This is a genomic window from Shewanella maritima, from assembly GCF_004295345.1.
In the GTDB taxonomy this organism is placed as follows: Bacteria; Pseudomonadota; Gammaproteobacteria; order Enterobacterales; family Shewanellaceae; genus Shewanella; species Shewanella maritima.
Genome location: NZ_CP036200.1, coordinates 4,476,479 through 4,497,217, shown reverse-complemented (window position 1 = coordinate 4,497,217; position 20,739 = coordinate 4,476,479). Strand labels below are relative to the sequence as shown.

18 protein-coding genes and 1 pseudogene are annotated in these 20,739 nt (G+C 43.4%); 13 read left to right on the top strand and 6 right to left on the bottom strand.

What is annotated here, in order from left to right; translation table 11 throughout:
• Nucleotides 1-87: 87 nt before the first annotated feature.
• The gene (locus EXU30_RS19125) at nucleotides 88-528 is read right to left on the bottom strand and encodes a DUF4826 family protein (protein ID WP_130602761.1); all 441 of its coding nucleotides are present in this window, start codon (nucleotides 526-528) and stop codon (nucleotides 88-90) included.
• A 310-nt stretch (nucleotides 529-838) separates the two neighbouring features.
• Here EXU30_RS19125 and EXU30_RS19120 point away from each other — a divergent pair, with 310 nt between their 5' ends.
• The 5 genes from EXU30_RS19120 to EXU30_RS19100 all read left to right on the top strand — a co-directional run bounded on the left by EXU30_RS19120 (nucleotide 839) and on the right by EXU30_RS19100 (nucleotide 6,244).
• Nucleotides 839-1,873, top strand: coding sequence for a Leu/Phe/Val dehydrogenase (locus tag EXU30_RS19120; protein ID WP_130602759.1), 1,035 nt, complete (start codon nucleotides 839-841; stop codon nucleotides 1,871-1,873).
• Nucleotides 1,874-2,215: 342 nt separating this feature from the next.
• A complete protein-coding gene (locus EXU30_RS19115; RefSeq protein WP_130602757.1) occupies nucleotides 2,216-3,193 on the top strand; it encodes a UDP-2,3-diacylglucosamine diphosphatase in 978 nt (325 codons plus the stop codon).
• On the top strand, nucleotides 3,183-4,937 hold the full coding sequence (gene olsF / locus EXU30_RS19110) for a bifunctional ornithine lipid synthase OlsF (protein ID WP_130602755.1): 1,755 nt from the start codon (nucleotides 3,183-3,185) through the stop codon (nucleotides 4,935-4,937). The genes EXU30_RS19115 and olsF overlap by 11 nt, the downstream gene beginning before the upstream one ends.
• A 97-nt stretch (nucleotides 4,938-5,034) precedes the next feature.
• Complete coding sequence (locus EXU30_RS19105) at nucleotides 5,035-5,496, top strand: CBS domain-containing protein (protein ID WP_130602753.1); 462 nt, start codon at nucleotides 5,035-5,037, stop codon at nucleotides 5,494-5,496.
• 403 nt (nucleotides 5,497-5,899) lie between these two features.
• Nucleotides 5,900-6,244: a hypothetical protein gene (locus EXU30_RS19100; RefSeq protein WP_130602751.1), complete on the top strand. Its 345-nt coding sequence runs from the start codon at nucleotides 5,900-5,902 to the stop codon at nucleotides 6,242-6,244.
• A gap of 14 nt (nucleotides 6,245-6,258) precedes the next feature.
• Here the strand turns inward: EXU30_RS19100 and EXU30_RS19095 are convergent, their stop codons facing one another.
• Complete coding sequence (locus tag EXU30_RS19095) at nucleotides 6,259-7,326, bottom strand: energy transducer TonB (RefSeq protein WP_165399055.1); 1,068 nt, start codon at nucleotides 7,324-7,326, stop codon at nucleotides 6,259-6,261.
• 253 nt (nucleotides 7,327-7,579) lie between these two features.
• On the opposite strand from EXU30_RS19095, the gene EXU30_RS19090 reads away from it, so the two are divergent.
• From EXU30_RS19090 to EXU30_RS19070, 5 genes are all read left to right on the top strand, one after another.
• The gene (locus EXU30_RS19090) at nucleotides 7,580-8,317 is read left to right on the top strand and encodes a DUF1538 domain-containing protein (protein WP_130602747.1); all 738 of its coding nucleotides are present in this window, start codon (nucleotides 7,580-7,582) and stop codon (nucleotides 8,315-8,317) included.
• Between the two features lie 13 nt (nucleotides 8,318-8,330).
• The gene (locus EXU30_RS19085) at nucleotides 8,331-9,113 is read left to right on the top strand and encodes a DUF1538 domain-containing protein (RefSeq protein ID WP_130602745.1); all 783 of its coding nucleotides are present in this window, start codon (nucleotides 8,331-8,333) and stop codon (nucleotides 9,111-9,113) included.
• Nucleotides 9,103-9,453 carry a P-II family nitrogen regulator gene (locus EXU30_RS19080; protein WP_130602743.1) on the top strand — a complete coding sequence of 117 codons (351 nt, stop codon included), beginning with the start codon at nucleotides 9,103-9,105 and terminating at the stop codon, nucleotides 9,451-9,453. The genes EXU30_RS19085 and EXU30_RS19080 overlap by 11 nt, the downstream gene beginning before the upstream one ends.
• Nucleotides 9,450-9,854 (top strand): CBS domain-containing protein, encoded by a 405-nt coding sequence (locus EXU30_RS19075; protein ID WP_130602741.1) that lies wholly within the window; start codon nucleotides 9,450-9,452, stop codon nucleotides 9,852-9,854. The genes EXU30_RS19080 and EXU30_RS19075 overlap by 4 nt, the downstream gene beginning before the upstream one ends.
• Before the next feature lie 196 nt (nucleotides 9,855-10,050).
• Entirely contained in the window at nucleotides 10,051-11,169 is a 1,119-nt protein-coding gene (locus tag EXU30_RS19070) for a GGDEF domain-containing protein (RefSeq protein ID WP_130602739.1), read from the top strand.
• A gap of 112 nt (nucleotides 11,170-11,281) precedes the next feature.
• Here the strand turns inward: EXU30_RS19070 and EXU30_RS19065 are convergent, their stop codons facing one another.
• The 4 genes from EXU30_RS19065 to ppsA form a co-directional block, all read right to left on the bottom strand.
• Entirely contained in the window at nucleotides 11,282-11,707 is a 426-nt protein-coding gene (locus tag EXU30_RS19065; RefSeq protein WP_130602737.1) for a MarR family winged helix-turn-helix transcriptional regulator, read from the bottom strand.
• Between the two features lie 79 nt (nucleotides 11,708-11,786).
• A complete protein-coding gene (locus EXU30_RS19060) occupies nucleotides 11,787-12,260 on the bottom strand; it encodes a DUF1285 domain-containing protein (protein WP_130602735.1) in 474 nt (157 codons plus the stop codon).
• An 8-nt stretch (nucleotides 12,261-12,268) separates the two neighbouring features.
• The gene (ydiJ, locus tag EXU30_RS19055) at nucleotides 12,269-15,334 is read right to left on the bottom strand and encodes a D-2-hydroxyglutarate dehydrogenase YdiJ (protein ID WP_130602733.1); all 3,066 of its coding nucleotides are present in this window, start codon (nucleotides 15,332-15,334) and stop codon (nucleotides 12,269-12,271) included.
• A gap of 175 nt (nucleotides 15,335-15,509) precedes the next feature.
• The gene (ppsA, locus tag EXU30_RS19050; RefSeq protein ID WP_130602731.1) at nucleotides 15,510-17,879 is read right to left on the bottom strand and encodes a phosphoenolpyruvate synthase; all 2,370 of its coding nucleotides are present in this window, start codon (nucleotides 17,877-17,879) and stop codon (nucleotides 15,510-15,512) included.
• Between the two features lie 125 nt (nucleotides 17,880-18,004).
• Between ppsA and ppsR the strand changes: the two are divergent.
• The 3 genes and pseudogenes from ppsR (at nucleotide 18,005) to EXU30_RS19035 (ending at nucleotide 20,689) form a co-directional block, all read left to right on the top strand.
• Nucleotides 18,005-18,816, top strand: a pseudogene (gene ppsR, locus EXU30_RS19045) (posphoenolpyruvate synthetase regulatory kinase/phosphorylase PpsR).
• Between the two features lie 275 nt (nucleotides 18,817-19,091).
• Nucleotides 19,092-20,159: a 3-deoxy-7-phosphoheptulonate synthase gene (locus tag EXU30_RS19040; protein ID WP_130602729.1), complete on the top strand. Its 1,068-nt coding sequence runs from the start codon at nucleotides 19,092-19,094 to the stop codon at nucleotides 20,157-20,159.
• 215 nt (nucleotides 20,160-20,374) lie between these two features.
• The gene (locus EXU30_RS19035; protein WP_130602727.1) at nucleotides 20,375-20,689 is read left to right on the top strand and encodes a DMT family transporter; all 315 of its coding nucleotides are present in this window, start codon (nucleotides 20,375-20,377) and stop codon (nucleotides 20,687-20,689) included.
• Nucleotides 20,690-20,739: the final 50 nt, after the last annotated feature.

The window sequence follows — 20,739 nt, the reverse complement described above, 5'->3', positions numbered from 1 at the left end:
CAGATAACAGACATAAATAGGGCGCCAATTGGCGCCCTATTTATGGTTATAACAATTACAAGCTTGGGTAATTTGCCCCGCTATTTGTTAACCCCACAATTTGTCGTCATTGTGCATGTGATACAAACTCTCAGCACGTGAGACCAACAGATTGGCAAACTCACGTTGAGTTTTATCTTGGGTTAAACCAGATTGATGTAGATTTTCAGCCTTTAGCTGCCACATCATTGAAAAGTGACGCAGTGCATCACGGGCTGTTGCCGCCACTTTTACATCAACATAATCTGACGGTAAATCACCAGACATTACCCAGAATGTTTGTTTCTTAGGCTGCTTAGCATCCATTTTCCATACAGCTAAGTATGGCGCTAGGTAACGGCTTTCTTCGGTATGAACTTTTGTTGGGATCACGCCTTTCTCGGCTAAAAACTTATTCGCCTTTTGAAAATGTTCACGCACCCATTGTGCTCTTAACGCTTCCTGCTCTTGAATTTGCTCTGGAGTCAGTTCTACTGCTTCTTCACTCATAATACTTCCTATCTTATTGTTATACTTTACAAATCTCGCTGAGCACGATATTCAAAAATTCCTCAATAATGAGGCTACCAACCAAGAAATAACAATCGGAGTTTTGCGGCTAACTTAGTCAAAATTGAATGGAATTCATCAACTTCTTTACGTTTACGTAAAGTGGCAAGCAAAATTGCCACGTAGATCACAAAAATAACCCTGTCAAACTTTGTTGAGATTATTCCTAGATGCTATCTTGCTGCAATAAATATAACAAGTAGGTGTTAGCCTCACGCTAACAAATTTTTATCGCAAGCGGAGAATGCACGTGACGGTATTTAATCATGTCTCGTTCGATGAACACGAAAATGTGGTGTTCTGCCATGACAAACAAAGCGGCCTAAAAGCCATTATTGCAGTTCATAATACCAACCTAGGCCCAGCAGTTGGCGGCTGTCGTATGTGGAATTACGACTCGGATGACGAAGCACTCAATGATGTTCTGCGCTTATCTCGTGGCATGACTTACAAAAATGCCCTCGCTGGCCTAGAAATGGGTGGCGGCAAAGCAGTTATTCTTGCCGATCCGAAAACCCAAGACCGTGAAGCTTTATTCCTTGCATTTGGTCGCTTCATCAACAAATTAGGTGGCAGTTACTACTCTGCTGAAGATGTTGGTGTATCTACCGCTGATATTATGATCGCTAACCGCGAAACTGAATTCGTCGCAGGCCTTGAGGGAAAATCAGGCGACCCATCACCATTCACGGCACTTGGTACATATCTAGGCATTAAAGCAGCGGTTAAGCATCAAAAAGGCCTAGATAGCCTAGAAGGACTAACGATTTCTGTACAAGGCGTGGGTCACGTAGGTTACTACTTATGTAAGCACCTACATGAAGAAGGCGCCAAGCTTATCGTTACTGATATTCACCAAGAGTCGCTAGATAGAGTAGCAACTGAGTTCGGCGCAACCGTGGTAGCGCCTAATGATATCTATCATCAAGACGTCGATGTTTACGCGCCTTGTGCCCTTGGTGCAACTATCAACGACACCACAATCCCAATGCTAAAAGCATCTATTGTTGCCGGTTGTGCCAACAACCAGCTAGCTGAGCCTCGTCACGGTGAAAAGCTAAAAGAGCTTGGCATTCTATACGCACCAGATTATGTGATTAACGCTGGTGGTATTATCAATGTTTCGTTTGAGAATAACTATGACGAAGCGGCTTCGACTGCCAAGGTAGAACAAATTTACAATACGCTAATCAAGATTTTTGCCGCCGCAGATGAGCAAAATCGCACCACTGCAGACGTTGCTGATGAAATGGCAAAAGCCATTATCAACTCGGCGAAGAGCTGATTCTGCGAGAGAGCTAGCTGTATACATACTTATAAGGAGACCTCAGGGTCTCCTTTTTTATAATACCAATTGGGATAAATAAGTGGTCAGAGATTACGCAGGAAAAATCGCTTAGAACAAGGCGGAAATTGAAGCTAGCTAGTTGCTCTACCTACAAAATTTCTAACGAAGTTATAAGCCTTTTTTATCAATAAGATGTAACCAGTAATAATGCTCACGTTTTTGTGCTAATTGGTATAATCTACAGTTTAATAAAAATGCCACAAGGGTTTCATGTAGCTGTCAATTTTGCTTTTTATTCTTGGTGAAACTTTGCCACAGAATGGATTGGCTATGCACAGCATGAATCAAGTCAAGCGTCAGCACAATTCTCACCACCAAAGCATTTCACAACCCAACAGCATTTCACAGAGAGAGCAAACGAGCGTCTCTCACCTGCCCTCATCTACTCAGTCAAAGAATTCTTGCAAGTCTAATCAATATCATGCGCTTTGGATATCTGACGTTCATTTAGGTACACCAGATTGTAAGGCCGAGTTCTTATTGCAGCTGCTTGAACAAGCTCAGTGTGATTACCTTTATTTAGTCGGCGATATTGTTGATATTTGGGCATTAAAGCGCCGTGTATATTGGCCTGAACCGCACCAGCGTGTACTACAAAAAATCATGCAGATTGCTGCAGATACTGACACGCAAGTGTTCTACATACCGGGCAACCATGATGAAGCTTTTAAAGCATACTCTGACAGTTACTTTAGAGGCATCACGATTAAACAAGAGCACATGCATGTGTCTAAGCAAGGTAAACGTTGCCTGCTGATCCATGGCGACCAATTCGATTCCGAGGTCGGAATTCACCCTTTCTATGCCAAGCTTGGTGACCGTTTATATGACGTGTTGTTGTGGCTTAACCGTGGCCTACACAAGGCAAGAAGCTTGTTTGGTTATTCCTATTGGTCATTAGCTGGCTATGTCAAACAGCGCGTCTCAAAAGCACAAGCTGCAATCAATCAGTTCAAGACGGCAGCTTTGGCTTATGGACGTAAACAAGGCGCTGATCTTGTGGTGTGTGGCCACATTCATCAGCCTGAACTTTCACACAATTTAATTAATGACCGCGCCATCATCTACGCCAACGACGGCGACTGGGTTGAGAACTGCACTGTTATAGCTGAATGCCCTAGCGGAGATTTCCATTTACTCAAATGGGAAGAGAAGCTCTCAGGGCTTAAACCGTTAAGCAGCATAATGTTTTCAATCTCACAATCTAATGAAATAGAACCAACTAAGCCACAACAAGGTGATCGACATGTTGCTTAATAACGAGCAAGAAAACAACAATAACAATGCACTTCTCAATGTAGAGCAAATCGTCAAACAAAGCTTTCCACGCATCGAAGCTTCACCTTGGCTAGCAAAACCAACCAAAGCCATGCTTAAGTATTTACTCCACGAAGAGCAATGCAACACCTTTGCTGAGCAATTTGCTCATTTGCAAGGCGTCGACTTTGTTGAGCAAGTCCTTGCTACGTTTAATGTTAGCTATACCGTGCCAGACAAGGAGGTGGAAAACATCCCTTCAGAAGGCAGAGTCGTCATCTATGCCAATCACCCAATAGGGTCGATGGATGCGTTAGTGTTAATTAAGCTAATCAGCCAATTTCGCCCTGATATTAAGGTTGTTGCCAATGAACTGCTCATGGCAATTAAGCCCTTACACTCCATTTTATTACCAGTACGAAACATGACTGGCGGCACGCCAAAACAACACCTAAATGAAATTCATCAGCATTTAAACAATGAAGGTGCAGTATTAATTTTTCCTGCAGGTGAAGTATCGCGTCTGCGTCCACACGGTGTCACGGACTTAAAATGGCATACTGGATTTTTACGAATTGCAAAGAGCTGTGATGCTCCCCTGCTACCTATCTATGTCAACGCCAAGAACTCAGCGGCCTTTTACAGCACTTCGATGATCTACAAGCCATTAGCCAGCCTGCTATTGGTAAAAGAGATGTTTAAGCAAACAAATAAAACACTACCGGTAAAAATCGGTGAGCTTATCGCGAAAGAAGTGGTCAGCCAAAAAGACTTTCCAATTAAAACCCAGGTCAAGTTACTTAAAAATCACCTCTATCGTGTGGGTAAAGGTCGCGACCCTATTTTTAATACCCAAAAAGCCATCGCGCACCCGGAGTCAAAACAGGCTATTCAGCACGCACTTAAGCAATGTGAGCATTTAGGAGAAACACCCGATAACAAGCAAATCTACTTATATCGCCACGAACAGAGTAGTCCAATAATGCGCGAAATTGGCAGGCTTAGAGAAGTCGCCTTTCGCGCTGTAGGTGAAGGAACGGGCAAAAAGCGTGATATCGACCGATATGACAGCCACTATCTGCACTTGGTTTTGTGGGATAAAGACGACTTAGAAATTGTTGGTGCATACCGCTTTGCATGTGCAAAAAGTAGCGTTGATAATTCGAGTTTAGGGCTTTATAGCCAAACGCTATTTAAGTACTCATCAATCTTTGAGCCATACTTCGAGCGAGGACTAGAGCTTGGCCGAAGCTTTGTGCAACCTAAATACTGGGGACGTCGCTCACTAGAATACTTATGGCTAGGCATAGGCGCTTTTTTAACTAAAAACCCGCAATATCGCTATCTGTTTGGACCTGTATCTCTTAGTGCAAGCTACCCTCAACACGCTAAAGAGCTAATGACTTACTTCTATCAAAGTCAATTTGCCGATACTCAAGGGCTAGCTCACTCATTCAAGCCTTACCAATTACCTCAAGTAAAACAGCGAGAACTAGCGCAAGTTTTTTGCGGCGCTAACTATAGCGAAAACTTTAAAATTTTAAAAAGGACACTTGCCAATATGGGCGTATCAGTACCCACGCTATTCAAGCAATATGCAGAGCTATGTGACAATGATGGAGTTAAGTTTATCGACTTTGGCACAGATCCCGATTTTGGTGACTGCATCGACGGTCTAGTCTTGGTTGATGTAAACCAACTTAAGCCGAACAAACGTCAAAAGTACCTAGGTGCCGCGCAATAAACGAATAAACGTTGTCAAAGTACTAGTCGCCGACCTATGCTTAACTGTATGATTATCAAACAAGTTATATTATGCGGTTTAGCATAGGTGAAACCATATGACCCTAAATGCAGAGCAAATTTCAACCCTAGCAGCTAAAAGTGCCAATTCGGCGTTAGTAAAAGATATCATGACAACGCGTGTTGTCACCGTTGACCTTGATGATCGCCTGCATGTCATTCGGACCATCTTCGAAAACGTTAGCTTTAATCACTTGCTTGTATTAGAAGATAACAAACTTGTAGGCTTATTATCTTACCGTGATTATCTCGCAGCCCTTAGTCCGCGTATTGGTACAGCGGCGGAGTTTGCCAGAGACACGCGTACACTGGAACAGCGCGTACATCAGGTGATGAGCCACAACCCAATCACGATATCTCCTAATACAAGTATCAAAACAGCCACCGAAGTATTGCTGGAGCACAAGATTGGCAGCTTACCTGTTGTCGAGGACGACAAGGTAATTGGTATTATCACCTGGAAAGATCTGTTAAGCGTGTACCTTGTGATTAATGCGTAAAACTATACTGCCAGTGTATAGCGCTTAAGCGAGCTAGCAACGCTTTCATACAATTTCCGCGCGTATTCAAGTAACCTTTTGCAGTTAGCTAAATTAGCGCCAGTTTTTTGTATTACCTCAACAGCTTTAAGCTTGGCGAGAAACAAGCACCTTCCTTTTCCAAAACCAAGTACGTCAAAAAGCAAACCCAACCAACTCGATGCGTCACCTATTTTTACCAAGTTCAAAAACAGAGAAAATCAAGACAGCACGTAGAAAAAATAAATTTTGTTTAGCAGCAACAAGATAGCAATCTATGACATTTTATTGCTTGAATTCCAGCTGATATCTACCAAGCTTTGACTATTGAATTTGCTCGTTGCATGCCATGACAAACATGGCTTTAGTTGACAAGGTGGTCTTTATGGTGACGTTTAATTATCAGTTTAATCAACAAGATATCTTGCTAAAAGTCAGCAACTGGTGTGGACTAGAAAGTGTATTCGTCAATGGTAAGTTAGTATCACGCAAATTTAATTTTGGCGTCAACAGTACCCACAAGATCAAACTCAGCAATGGCAGTCTATGTAAACTTCAACTGTTATTGGATGGTCAATCGGATTTATTAAGTTGCCGCGTTTATAAACACAACGAGTTGATGACGACACTTAAGCAAGGCAAACAGCATCTATCTTCTACTAAACGCTTTATGGAACTATCGACGCTGACGATAACGATAGGCGTATTTGCCCTATTGCTTGGCTGGTAACCCTACACCAGCAACTACTGTATCGAAAACTCTAATTCAACCGACGTAGTAGCAACAACTGGCTTACCATTTTCAAACTTTGGTGCATATCGCCACTTTTCAATCGCTTCAACAGTCTTACGAACAAATTGACTCCCACCTCGTGAGTCTATGACTTTGGTTACGCTAACAAAACCGTTGGCATCGACCTCAACTTCAACCTTTACCTTACCATCAACGCCATTAAGCAATGCCGACATAGGATATTTTGGCGCTGCTCGATACACAGGTAATTGTTGCTGATTGTCTTTCCAAGGTCTCATCGCACCTATTGCAATACAGTGCTTAGTCGCTTTGTCACTATCACCTAACTCCTCATAAGCCTCTACTAATTGAGCATGAGATGCCAGCGCATATGGATGAGTGAATTCGAGCTCATTGAGCTGTGACAGGATGGACTCAAACTGTTCGGAAGCACGCTGATATTTTTTGTTACTCACGAACACTTTAGCACTTAGAAATTCCGCCTTTAGTTGCGACGGTGAGAAGCCATGCCCATGTTCCTGAAAAATAGCTAAAGCCTTACCCGGCAATCGGCTCACTTTTCTGGAATACAGTTTAGTCGAAACTAGTCTCTCGAAAGTGGCTAATTGCACCTCTGCTAACAACAAAGGGTTGTTAGCATCCTCAGCGATATCTAATGCGTCGAACATCATAGATTTAGCCTGTTTATCATTATCTATGCGCTTAGCGTAAGGCAGTAAGATATCGATGAGCTCGATCGCATCATCGTTGTAATGGCTTTCATATAACTCCATAGCATCAGCAAATAGCGTTAGCGCTTTGTCTTCTTGCTCTGCATCTAGCAATTTAGCGAGGTTGACCTTTAAATAGGCTAAAGTAATGTCACTGGGTTGCAAGCGTGCTTCCCCTAGTTCGAGAGCTAACTTTGCATACTCTAATGCAACTTCATTGTTATTATCTCTAAGTGCCTTTTGGTATTTTGCATAAGCGCTATTTAAGCTTTCCGGTGATGCTAAACTTGTCGATGGTGACATTAAAACTAAAACCAGAAGCGTCGCTGCACATACTGAAGTTTTCATTAAATCAATTCCTTTTGCCTTACTATTCACATCTCTTGCGCGATAAAGCCCTACGCGCATTTACTTATCATTTCCTACAGACACGCTACTAACTTCGAGTAGGCCTACGCTAGCAAGCACTCCTAGCAATTCATGATTTACATATATTTGATTCACATCAAAAAATTAACAATTAAAGTTAAATAATTGTTGCCAGATGGTCAACAGCTGGCAAACTTAAATTAACCTTAAAATTTGCCTAGCAGGAGAATGCATGCCCGCAATAATGAAGCTATTCAGCGCATTATTTTCAAGCTTTAAAGATCTTGTTCCTATCATCCTCGTTGTCGGCTTTTTTGAAGTATTTGTGCTGCAACAAGCTCCCGACCATTTAGGTAGTATTCTGATTGGCCTAGTATTTATCGTACTCGGTTTAACGTTTTTTGTATTTGGCTTAGAAATGGGGCTATTCCCTATCGGCGAGTCACTTGCCCATGCACTTGCACAAAAAGGTAGCTTGTTCTGGCTAGTCATTTTCTCATTCTCGCTAGGCTTTGGTACTACGCTGGCGGAGCCCGCATTAACCGCTGTTGCCAATGAAGCGGCTGAGGTTGCCGCAGAATCAGGCGCTATCGGCTCTACTGAGCAAGCCATGGATGATTACGCAATGGGGCTTAGGTTTACCGTTGCCTTGTCTGTAGGGTTGGCGATTTTGCTTGGTGTTATTCGCATTATCAAAGGTTGGCCTATCCATTATCTGATTATTGGAGGCTACATTTTGGTAATGGTACTGACGAGCTTTGCGCCAGCCAACATTATTGGTATCGCTTATGACTCTGGCGGCGTCACAACCTCAACCATTACTGTGCCTCTGGTCACCGCACTGGGTGTCGGTTTAGCCACCGTCATTAAAGGGCGAAACCCCATGTTGGATGGTTTTGGTTTGATCGCTTTTGCCAGCCTGAGTCCAATGATATTCGTGCTGATTTACGGCATGGTCTTTTTAAGCTAGTAAGGAGCAGCTAATGATTGAACAATTATTTGAAACCTTACTGTTGACTGCTCGCGACGTTATTCCTATCGCGGTTATCTTATTTGGATTTCAGCTTGGGGTATTAAAGCGCCGTATTACCAATGTCAAAACCGTTATTCTCGGGTTTATCTATGTGATTTTTGGGCTGACATTCTTCTTGGTGGGTTTAGAAATGGCGCTATTCCCTATTGGTGAGTCGATGGCAGATCAGCTAACTAGCCCGAGTTTTTTACACCCTGATGGCAGTGGCGGCCCTTATATTTGGCAAGATTACATGTGGGTATATATCTTCGCAGCGGCCATTGGCTTTAGTACCACAATCGCTGAGCCCTCATTGATTGCGGTTGCGATTAAAGCGAATGAAGTATCCGGTGGAACCATTGGCATTCAGGGACTTAGGATCTCTGTGGCCATTGGTGTGGCTATGGGAATTTCGCTTGGCTGCTTTCGCATCGTGGTGGGCGACCCAATTCATTACTACATTATGGCGGGTTACGTCATCGTAGTAATCCAAACGTTTTTCGCCCCAAAAATGATTATTCCCCTCGCCTATGATAGCGGCGGCGTAACCACCTCTACGGTCACCGTACCACTTGTAGCAGCTTTAGGATTAGGGCTTGCTACCAATGTCGAGGGCCGTAACCCGCTAATTGATGGCTTTGGATTAATCGCATTTGCCAGTTTATTTCCAATGATCACAGTAATGGGCTATGCCCAGTTGGTCGAATTTATTAATAAAGACAAGTCTGCTAAGGAGCAACAAGATGCGCTTTAAACTCATTGTCGCGTTCGTTGACGACGATTGCACAGATAAAGTGATGGATGCCGCGAGAGAAGCTGGAGCGACCGGCGCTACTGTCATCAATCATGCCCGCGGTGAGGGTATCAAGAAACGTAAAACCTTTATGGGTCTGGGCTTAGACATCCAACGTGATGTGATTTTATTTCTCGTTGAAGAGCACATGAGCCGCCATATTCTTGAAACCATATCTACCGTTGGTGAGTTCGACACTAATTCAGGTAAAGGTATTGCTATTCAACTAGACGTTGAGGACGCGGTCGGCGTCGCCCATCAGGTAGAAGAACTCAGCAAAGAGATAGAGGACCAAATATGAATACTCGTAAGCCAGTATTTAACAAAGATGTACTCAATAATAATTTCGCTTATGTCGATGGCATGCGCACTGTGGCAGAGGCAATTAATGTTGCTACCACTAATCAAGTCAATATCTTAATCGTTGAAAAGCGCCACGATCACGACGAATATGGCATGGTGTTACTGTCGGACATTGCCCGTAAGGTACTTGCCGTTGATAAGTCGCCTGAGCGGACCAACATCTATGAAATTATGAATAAACCAGTATTCTCTGTCCCTGCAGAAATGGATGTAAGATACACAGCCCGTTTGTTTGAGCGCTTTGACATTAATAAAGCGCCAGTTATCGAGAATGGTAAGATTTTAGGCTTTGTTTCTTATGACGATATTGTATTGAAAGGCATGTGTTCTCAAAAGTAATTTGTCGTCAGTACCTAAGCTAACTAATAAGCTTATCTATCCAATTGTTCGCGGCCACTGGCCGCGTTTTTTCTTCAAAGACTGTTATGGTCTACATACAACACCACCGCATACGTCAAACAACTCTATGCTAATGCAATAGCGCGACTAAACTGCTACATTAAGACGATATTAACAATTTATTATCAATTCGCTTATGCCGTTAGCTCCTCTTATAAACCTTGGCACTCAAGGGCAAGCTTTTTCATCAGCCAACCGCATTAAAACCACCAATATTATTGCGCTGATCACCACTGGGATTTCCTTTGGTTACACGCTGTTTTTCCTTATTGCAATTAATCACTTACACGTTGGGCTGATAAACTTCGGCTTTACCTGTGCGTATTTTGCGACTTTAGCTTTTAGCCTGTTGCAGCAAGCCAAACTAGCTAAAATTTGGTTTTTTGGCGTACTGATGGCGCATCTTTTAGTTTGTACCTTTGTTTACATGACGAAAGACAGTGGTTTCCACCTGTATTTCTTTTTAGTGCCCACAGGTGTGTTTTTACTCTTTGAACTCAACGAACGCGCTGAAAAACTGTTGCTTAGCGTTATAGCGGTCATTCTGTTTTTGTATTGCGAAAACACCATGAATGCTGACCCGCTACTGCTGCTAACTGAAACAACAAATCATATGCTGTATCAATCAGTTATTTTGGTAAATATGATTGAGGTAATTTTTGTGCTCAACTACTTTGCCAAGCAAATTGACTCAAATGAGAAACAACTCGTTCTTCAAGCCTCTACAGATTCGCTCACGCAATTGATGAACCGCCACCAATTTTTTATCACGGGCAACCACTTATTTGCACAGTACCAAGCGTCGAATAAGCCGTTTTCATTGGTGCTATTGGACATTGACCACTTCAAAAAGATTAATGATAAATACGGTCACATCAATGGTGATAAATGTTTGAAAGCCGTTAGCCAAACCTTAATCGAAAATAGCCCTGCAGATGCCAGCGTTGCACGTATTGGCGGCGAGGAATTTGTGGTATTAATGCCAAATACTACATTTGAACTTTGTCGTACTAAAGCCGAGAAACTGCGCAAAGCGATAGCTGATACCAAGATTAACCTTGGTGTCTTAACTCCGGGGGCTCAAGCTGAGGGCGAGCAAACAGAATTAATCTGCACAGCCAGTTTTGGGTTCATTAATGCTCACGACAAACATACAGAATTTAAAGACTTATTGATCCAAGCAGACAAAGCGCTGTACAGAGCAAAGGAAAACGGTCGTAACCGCGTAGAAAGTTATTTAGATCACGTTGCATAAAGCTTGTGGTAAATGATGCTCAAAGAATTTTGAACGCTTTATTTGCGAGAGTAGTAAAACAGGTAGAGATGATTTTTAACTAAACTGGTAACGGTCACAAACTACTCTACAGTTATTCCGCTTGCTTAAACCCGTTTATCTTATTAAGCAGTGCAATCAATGTAGCTTGTTCTTGCTCATCTAACGCCGCTAGGAATTGTTCATTGACCCATTCGGCCTCTTGCACTAGATCTTGCTCTAGCGCTTTGGCATCGTCAGTTAAATAAATTTGAAATGCGCGGCGATTATCCGCTTCTTGATGGCGAGTGATTAAGCCTTGAACTTGTAATTGGTCAAGCAGCCGCGTCATAGTGTAGTTGGCAACGTCACAACGCTTTGACAGCTCAGTTTGCGTCTGGCCTTGCTTCTCCCACAAAGCAAACAGCACCGGCCAAAGCTTAATATCGAGTTGATAACGCTTTAACCTATCATCTAACTCCTGCTGAAGAGAGATGTTCAAGTGGGAAACTAAATAGCTCAGGCTTTCATAACGCTTCATCACCACCTCCTCATGACTTCTGGTTAGAGTGAAACTTGTACGCACGTTAATATAAGTCTATACGAAAACCACACTAAATTTAGTCAATAGATAAAATTTCATTAATGTAGCGATAGTAACTCGCGCGATTAAACTGAATAGATAACCCTCTTTCTGCGTTGGCAACAATAGCATCATCTGTCACAGTAATATCTTGAGGCTTAACCGTGAATTGGGTATCTAAGTTAGTGGTAAGTGTAAATAAACCTTTGTCATTGACCGATGAGTCAAAATCGACGGCAAGCAGCGGATAAGCTTGCACCTCAACTCTGACTTTCTCAACTGGCGTAATTAAGTAAAACTCACCTTGCTCACAGCAAAGAATTTGACTGAACATACGGGCAAACTTGTTCGGCAGTGGTTCATTGCGATAAAGCCAGTCACCGTTCGCCTGAATAGTAAACAGCACTTCATCACTACATAAAGCCACTTTAGTCAGTGAGTTAAGCTGCTCACCTACATCATGCTGATTATCAGTCCTTTGATCGAACTTGTCATTTGAGGCTTGAGTCATTTGAACCCTTAATCGTGAGTCACTAGCTCTAGTATGGCTTCGATTGGATGTTTAGGCTTAAATCCGTCAAAGCGCTTAACCTGGCTGCGGCACGAGTAACCAGACACTAATATCTGTCCTTTATCTGCCTGCTGCTTAATTTGCTCCTTCCACGACATTTCGTACAAGGCTTTAGAGCGTTCAAGGTTATCAACTTCATGGCCGTAAGTCCCTGCCATGCCGCAACAACCTAGGTTCACAGTTTCAAGCTGAGCACCAAAGTGTTTGAAAATAGCTTGCCACTCTTTTGCGGTATTAGGTTTAGCCGTTGACTCAGTGCAGTGGCTATACCAAGTAAAGTGCAGTTTAGACTCACTTTCTTTACTGGATAGTTCACTTGGCGAACCATTTTCTAGCTGCTTTGCCACCACACCGACGAGCCACTCGTTTGGCAGTAACACTTCAAAATCACCGCGTTTGTCACCCAGTATTTGCTGATATTCGTCGCGATAACACAGCACTAAAGCAGGATCTAACCCCACCATCGGCATACCAAGTTGGTGTACTTGATTTAAAAAGTCTGCACTGTCTTTTGCCATCTTGGCAAACTTAGCCAAAAAACCTTTAATATGTGCTGGTTTGCCGTTTGGCTTGTACGGCAGTAAAACGGGTTTTAACCCGAGTTTTTCAACTAATTGAATAAAACGGAACACTAACCCTGCATCATAAAAACTATTAAATGGGTCTTGAACGACAAGCACGTGCTGCGCTCTTTGCTCTTCAGTTAGTGCTTGCAAGTCCTCTAAATCATAACCACGGCTAGCATGACCATCTAAGCGCTGTTTTAGGGTCGGCACTGACAGTAACGGCGAGTCTACGTAACCAATAGACTTTTTAATCAGCCATTTGCTTAAGCTATTTTGCGATGCAAAGTTAGTGAATTTTGGCATTGCAGCCATGAGTGGTAATGAGTCTTCAATGCCGCCAACTAAATAGTCTTTTGCCGGGCGCATATAGCGTTTGTAGTAAATATCAAAGAACTGCGCTCTAAATTTAGGCACATCCACCTTTACCGGGCACTGACTCGAACAAGCCTTACAAGCCAAACACCCTTTGAGCGACTCCATCACTTCATGAGAGTAATCATAGTCCCGGTCACTGCGCAGACTATTTTGAATACGCTGCATCATCCCAAGCGGCTTGGAGTTGGCAAGTTCTAGTACATCAACGCCTTCGGCTTCAAGTAAACGCAGCCACTCGCGCATCAGCCCTGCTCGCCCTTTCGGTGAGTGAATGCGATCGCCTGTCGCTTTAAACGATGGGCACATTGGTGAGTAATGACTGTAGTTAAAACAAAGCCCGTTACCATTGCAGTTCATCACATCAGGATAAGCTTCGCGCACATTTATCGGTATTTGTCTGTCAAAAGTGCCGCGTTTGACGCTATCAACATTAAATTGCATCGGGCCAAAACCCGGCGGCGACACTAACTTACCGGGATTTAAGCGATTATCAGGGTCGAACCAGCCTTTAATTTGTTCAAGCAAGGCAAATAGCTCATCGCCAAACACATCTGGCCCATACTCACCACGCACGCCTTTGCCGTGTTCGCCCCACATCAACCCGCCATATTTAAGCGTGAGCGCGGCAACCTCATCTGAGATGGTCTTTAACAGCCTTTCATCTTGTGGATCGCACATATCCAGCGCAGGCCTTACATGCAGCACACCTGCATCTACGTGACCGAACATGCCATATTGTAGATTGTGAGAATCTAGTAATGCGCGAAACTCCATGATGAAGTCGGCAAGGTTCTCTGGCGGCACTGCGGTATCTTCAGCGAACGCTAGTGGTTTGCGGCGACCTTTTACAGCACCAAGTAAACCAACCGCTTTTTTACGCATGGCGTAAATTTGAGTAATGCTAGATTTATCTTTGGTTATTTGAAAACCAACTAGGCCATATTGCTGATTTTCAAGTTGCTTGGACAAAGTAGTTTCTAGCGCCACAAGTCTCGCCTCAACATCTTGCTCGTCACCAGCAAACTCGACCATGTTAAGACCTTCAATCGTCTTATTGGGTACATCGCTGATCAGCTCTGACACTGAATGCCAAATGATATCTTCTCGGGCAAGGTTCAGTACTTTGGAGTCAATGGTCTCCACCACGGTAGCCTTAGCAGCAACCAATGACGGCGCATGACGCAATGCTGACTCAAACGAGTCGTACTTAATGTTAACCATCACCCTTTGTTTCGGCAGCGGCGTAAGGTTTAGCTTAGCTTCGGTAATAACGGCTAGTGTGCCTTCACTGCCAGTTAAAATACGTGATAAATCAAACTGAGATAGCTCGTCATTCCACACATGTTTTAAATCATAACCAGTAAGAAAACGATTCAAATCAGGAAACTGAGATAAGATTTGCCCGCGTTTATCTTCACAAGCCTCCGCAATTTGTTTGGTAAGCTGCTGTCCAAGGTTTTGTGGCTCTGAGCTAATATCAGTTTTGGCAACGGGCTCTGTCGATAATACCGAGCCATCAACTAATACACTGGTTAACCCAAGAACATGATCAGAGGTTTTACCATAAACTAATGAGCCCGCACCCGATGCATCAGTGTTGATCATACCGCCAACTGTTGCGCGATTTGACGTTGATAGATCAGGGCTAAAAAAGAAACCATGTGGACGCAGCGCATCATTCAGCGCATCTTTCACCACGCCAGTTTGTACCCTTGCCCACCCTTCTTTCGCGTTAACCTCAAGCACCTTATTCATGTGGCGCGACACGTCCACAATCAGTCCATGGGTCAAAGACTGGCCATTAGTTCCAGTACCGCCACCACGGGCACTAAATGTTACCTGCTTAAAACGCTCAGTTGACGCCAGGCTCAGTAACAGCTCAATGTCTTGTTGGTGAGCTGGGTAAATCACCGCCTGTGGCAAAAATTGATAAACAGAGTTGTCCGTCGCTTGCACCATTCGGGCGCTATAGCGTGAGTCGATATCGCCCTCAAAGGCACTTTGAGCTAACTCATCGAGAAACGATAAGTAGACAGGTTCTAAGGTTTGCTGGTGTGAAAGTAGAGGTAACATGGCGCACTGTTGTTATCGATTTATGACAGCCATTATAAACAAAAAAAAGCCGCTAAAAAGCGGCTTTTTAATAACTTGATCAAATTGCGTTATCACGATTATGTGACTCGCGTTGAAATTTAACTAGAACAATTTTATAAGCTAAATTTTGTCAACTGTGTTTTACAAGCTTAGCTTATGCGTGCTCTTGTGCTAGGTATAACCAAGTATCGATTACTGTATCTGGGTTAAGTGATACTGTGTCGATACCTTGCTCTACTAACCATGCAGCAAAGTCTGCGTGATCCGATGGACCTTGACCACAAATACCTACGTAAGCACCTTTAGCTTTAGCAGCTTTAATTGCCATAGATAGCAGTGCTTTAACCGCTTCGTTACGCTCATCAAACAGGTGGCTGATGATACCTGAGTCACGGTCAAGACCGAGTGTTAGCTGAGTTAAGTCGTTTGAGCCGATAGAGAAACCATCGAAGTACTCAAGGAACTGCTCTGCAAGCAGTGCATTTGAAGGTAGCTCACACATCATAATCACGCGTAAACCGTCTTTACCACGCTCTAAACCTTGCTCTTTAAGTAGCTCGATTACTTGACGCGCTTCATCAAGCGTACGCACAAATGGGATCATAATTTCAACATTCTTCAGACCCATCTCGTTACGCACACGCTTGATTGCTTCACACTCTAGTGCGAAACAGTCGCGGAACGACTCAGAGATATAGCGGCTAGCACCACGGAAACCAAGCATTGGGTTTTCTTCTTCCGGCTCATAGTGTTCACCACCAACTAGGTTAGCGTACTCGTTAGACTTAAAGTCTGACATACGTACGATAACTTTCTTCGGATAGAAGGCACTACCGATAGAGGCGATACCTTCAACTAAGCGCTCAACATAGTATTCAACTGGTGATGCATAACCTGCGATCATATCGTTGATTTCTTGTTGTAGCTCAGCGCTTTGCTCGTTGAACTCAAGCAATGCTTTCGGGTGAATACCGATCATGCGGTTAATGATGAACTCAAGGCGAGCAAGACCCACACCTTCGTTTGGCAGACGAGCAAAGTCAAATGCACGGTCAGGGTTACCTACATTCATCATGATCTTCATTGGTAGATCTGGCAGTGCGTCAACGCGGTTAGTAACCACATCAAACTCTTGCTTGCCGTCATAGATGAAACCTGTATCACCTTCTGCACAAGATACTGTCACAACTTGACCGCTCTTGATTTGGTCTGTGACATCGCCACAACCAACAACTGCAGGGACACCTAACTCACGAGCGATAATCGCCGCGTGACAAGTACGGCCGCCACGATTAGTAACAATCGCGCTAGCGCGCTTCATGATTGGCTCCCAGTCTGGATCAGTCATGTCAGTAACAAGTACGTCACCTGGCTGGATTTGGTCCATATCATCAATTGAAGCTAGAACTTTCGCTACGCCGCTACCAATCTTATGACCGATTGCGCGACCTTCGCTTACTACTTCACCTTTAGTTTTCAGGTGGTAGCGTTCAATTAGCTGCACATCTTCACGGCTACGAACAGTCTCTGGACGCGCTTGAACGATGTAAAGCTTGCCATCGTTACCGTCTTTAGCCCACTCGATGTCCATTGGACGACCATAGTGCTTCTCGATGATACAAGCTTGCTTAGCTAGCTCTTGAACTTCTTCGTCATTGATAGAGAATTCGCGGCGCATTTCTGGCGCAACGTCTTCAATTTTAACTTGCTTACCATGTGACTCATCATCTGAGTACACCATCTGGATTAACTTGCTGCCGATATTACGGCGCACAACGGCTTTGTGCCCTTGCGCTAAAATTGGTTTGTGTACGTAGAACTCATCTGGGTTCACCGCACCTTGTACAACCATCTCACCTAGACCGAATGATGAAGTAATAAATACAACGTCATTGTTACCAGACTCAGTATCCATGGTGAACATTACACCTGATGATGCTTTATCAGAGCGCACCATACGCTGGATACCAGCTGATAACGCTACACCTTGGTGCTCATAACCTTGGTGAACACGGTAAGAGATTGCGCGGTCGTTAAATAACGATGCAAATACATGCTTAATCGCAAGTAATACAGCATCGTAACCTTTCACGTTTAGGAAAGTTTCTTGTTGACCGGCGAAAGACGCGTCAGGCATGTCTTCTGCAGTTGCTGATGAGCGAACGGCAAACGATGCATCTTGAGTCTCGCTTGATAGCTTGTCATAAGCTTCGCGGATGGCTGCTTCTAGTTCTGGTTGGAACGGGGTTTCGATAACCCATTGTCTGATCTGTGCACCAACTTTCGCTAATTCATTTACGTCGTCTACATCCAATGTTTCTAGAATGTCGAAAATCTTCTGGTTAACACCACTTTGTTCAAGAAACTCGTTAAACGCATGTGATGTTGTAGCAAACCCGCCAGGTACTTGAACACCAGCATTGGCAAGGTTACTGATCATTTCACCAAGAGAAGCGTTCTTACCGCCTACCTTGTTAACATCACCCATACCTAATTCTTGATACCAGAGTATGTATTGCTGCACAGTTATCTCTCCGCAAGTTTAATTTCAATGGCCACTTCACACGAGGGCAGCGGCATTCTACACTGCCACTCAGCAAGCGTAAATGTATAATTTTATTTGTAATTTTATTACTACAAGAGGCCGAAATGACACCAAAAGTATTTTATATTTCCGACGGAACCGCAATCACTGCAGAAGTTTTTGGCCATGCAGTTCTGTCACAGTTTCCAGTTGAATTTGAAGCACTTACGATTCCATTTGTCGACAGCACAACCAAAGCAGAAAAAGTAAAACAGCAAATCAACGATTGTTTTTTTACAACAGAGGTTAGGCCGATTGTGTTCCATTCCATCGTCAATCAAGAAATTCGCGACATTATTTTCGCCAGCGAAGCCCTTGATTACGACTTTTTGAACACCTTTGTTTCGCCACTCGAACAACAACTCGGTATAAAAGCTGAACCTGTGATCAACCGCACACACGGTAAAGCCAATCAATCTTACGAAAACCGTATCGACGCCATTAATTACACCTTAGATAATGATGATGGCCAAACCATGAAGAACATGGATAAAGCTGACATCATTTTACTTGGCGTATCCCGCTGCGGTAAAACCCTTCAAGTCTGTACCTATCTATGCAGTTTGGTATTAAAGCAGCGAATTATCCATTTACAGAAGACGATATGGACAATTTAAAGCTACCACCTGAGCTTAAGCGCAATAAAAAGAAGCTATTTGGCTTAACTATTGATCCGCAGCGTTTGCATGAAATTCGTCAAAGTCGATTGGAAAACAGCCGCTACTCGTCATTACGCCAATGCCGTATTGAAGTCAAAGAAGTAGAAATGATGTACAAGAAAGAGAAAATTCCTTTTGTTAATACGACCAATCATTCGGTCGAAGAGATTGCCGCCAAGATTATTGATGTAACTGGACTTGAGCGTCACATGTTCTAATGCTAACAAGCGTATTGAATTCATAAGCACTAGTGTAAGCAATAATTAATTACCCATGCTGTAATTCAATAACGAATCATCTAGCCAGTACCTTTTGTACTGGCTATTTTTTTACCAATTTGCACAAAATAAGCGTTACTTCTATCAAATAACCATTTTTTCTTTACAAAATGCATCGCTTATTGAGCTTTTAGCGGTGTTTAACTTGGCTGTATTAGTTATAATCCAGAGCAATATGATGTTAAAAGCATCACCCTTTTTTATTGGTAGAATGAATGACAATTAAGACAGACGAACTACGTACATCACTTTTATGTAAGGTCATCTCTCCAGCGCAACTCGCCTCAGAATACCCACTGACTCAAGATGCGGCTGATTATCTCGTTGAGCAGCGTCGCCAGGTTGAAGCCATCATTGAAGGCAAAGACCAACGCCTGTTAGTTATTGTAGGCCCTTGCTCAATTCACGATACAGAAGCGGCACTCGAATACGCGCAGCGCTTAGCCAAGCTTCATCATGAGTTAAAGGATGACTTATGTATTTTGATGCGGGTGTATTTTGAAAAGCCTCGCACAATTGTGGGCTGGAAAGGTTTGATTTCTGATCCAGATCTCGACGGCAGCTTTAGCCCAAACAAAGGGCTACGCCTTGCTCGCCACCTGCTGCAGCAGATTACCGAGTTAAAACTGCCAATCGCCACTGAGTTTTTAGACATGGTGAATGGTCAGTATATTGCCGACCTTATTACTTGGGGCGCAATTGGCGCACGTACCACTGAAAGTCAGATCCACCGCGAAATGGCTTCTGCTCTATCGTGCCCAGTAGGCTTTAAAAACGGTACTGACGGCAATATCAAGATTGCGGTTGATGCGGTACGTGCGGCACAAGCTCCACATATCTTCTACTCGCCAGATAAAGACGGTGCAATGGCAGTTTACCGCACTCACGGCAACCCGTATGGTCACATTATTTTGCGTGGCGGTAGCAAGCCTAATTATCACGCAGAAGATATTGAAGATGCTCGCGCTAAACTCGAAAAAGTGGGTGTAACCGAGCGTATGGTGGTAGATTTTAGTCATGGCAATAGTCAAAAAATCCATAAGAATCAGCTAAGTGTAGCAGATAGCATTATGGAGCAAATGCGAAATGGCTCTACCGCAATCGCAGGTATTATGGCTGAAAGCTTTATCGAGGAAGGTAACCAAAAAGTCGAAGCTGGCAAACCACTTACCTTCGGTAAAAGTATTACTGACGCTTGCCTGCACTGGCAAGATTCAGAAGCTTTGCTGCGCAAGCTTGCTCAGGCTTCAAGAGAGCGTATGCAAAAGCTCGCTGCTAAATAAGCAACTCGTTGCTAAAGTGGTAGGTAAATAAGTGATAAACACTTAAGGTTTTCGCCTTAAGTGTTTTTTATTACAAACAATAATATCGTCAACCGCCGATGTCATTGTTCACAATTTTAGGGTTAAGCAAATAACCCTAACTCGCACATGAAGTGAGGACGACCTCACCGCTCACCTTCATCTTGGGACGGCCCAAACATATTAGGAAACTGATCATGTATTGGACGGCGCTGATCCTCGCAGGTTTATTTGAAATAATTTGGGCTGTTGGCTTAAAGCTATCAAACGGTCTAAGCAAACCATTGACCTCATCTTTTACAGTTATTGCACTCGTGGTTAGCTTTTGCTTGCTCGCATATTCGATGAAACAACTGCCACTGAGTATCGCGTATGCAATCTGGGTGGCAATTGGGCTTTGTGGCAGCGCGATAGTCGGTGTTATTTACTTTGGCGAGTCATTTACGCTGTTAAAGTGCATTAGCCTATGTTTAATAGTGCTTGGCGTCATCGGTTTAAAACTTAGTAGCTAACCAGCAAGTAGCAACTTATGTCTATCAACTCGAGTATGTGAATATTCTTG

Bases quoted from the DNA above. Each gene is read 5' to 3' on its own strand.
- EXU30_RS19125 (WP_130602761.1), bottom strand. From the start codon at position 528: ATGAGTGAAGAAGCAGTAGAACTGACTCCAGAGCAAATTCAAGAGCAG.
- EXU30_RS19115 (WP_130602757.1), top strand. From the start codon at position 2,216: ATGAATCAAGTCAAGCGTCAGCACAATTCTCACCACCAAAGCATTTCA.
- olsF (WP_130602755.1), top strand. From the start codon at position 3,183: ATGTTGCTTAATAACGAGCAAGAAAACAACAATAACAATGCACTTCTC.
- EXU30_RS19105 (WP_130602753.1), top strand. From the start codon at position 5,035: ATGACCCTAAATGCAGAGCAAATTTCAACCCTAGCAGCTAAAAGTGCC.
- EXU30_RS19100 (WP_130602751.1), top strand. From the start codon at position 5,900: ATGGTGACGTTTAATTATCAGTTTAATCAACAAGATATCTTGCTAAAA.
- EXU30_RS19095 (WP_165399055.1), bottom strand. From the start codon at position 7,326: ATGAAAACTTCAGTATGTGCAGCGACGCTTCTGGTTTTAGTTTTAATG.
- EXU30_RS19090 (WP_130602747.1), top strand. From the start codon at position 7,580: ATGCCCGCAATAATGAAGCTATTCAGCGCATTATTTTCAAGCTTTAAA.
- EXU30_RS19085 (WP_130602745.1), top strand. From the start codon at position 8,331: ATGATTGAACAATTATTTGAAACCTTACTGTTGACTGCTCGCGACGTT.
- EXU30_RS19080 (WP_130602743.1), top strand. From the start codon at position 9,103: ATGCGCTTTAAACTCATTGTCGCGTTCGTTGACGACGATTGCACAGAT.
- EXU30_RS19075 (WP_130602741.1), top strand. From the start codon at position 9,450: ATGAATACTCGTAAGCCAGTATTTAACAAAGATGTACTCAATAATAAT.
- EXU30_RS19070 (WP_130602739.1), top strand. From the start codon at position 10,051: ATGCCGTTAGCTCCTCTTATAAACCTTGGCACTCAAGGGCAAGCTTTT.
- EXU30_RS19065 (WP_130602737.1), bottom strand. From the start codon at position 11,707: ATGAAGCGTTATGAAAGCCTGAGCTATTTAGTTTCCCACTTGAACATC.
- EXU30_RS19060 (WP_130602735.1), bottom strand. From the start codon at position 12,260: ATGACTCAAGCCTCAAATGACAAGTTCGATCAAAGGACTGATAATCAG.
- ydiJ (WP_130602733.1), bottom strand. From the start codon at position 15,334: ATGTTACCTCTACTTTCACACCAGCAAACCTTAGAACCTGTCTACTTA.
- EXU30_RS19040 (WP_130602729.1), top strand. From the start codon at position 19,092: ATGACAATTAAGACAGACGAACTACGTACATCACTTTTATGTAAGGTC.
- EXU30_RS19035 (WP_130602727.1), top strand. From the start codon at position 20,375: ATGTATTGGACGGCGCTGATCCTCGCAGGTTTATTTGAAATAATTTGG.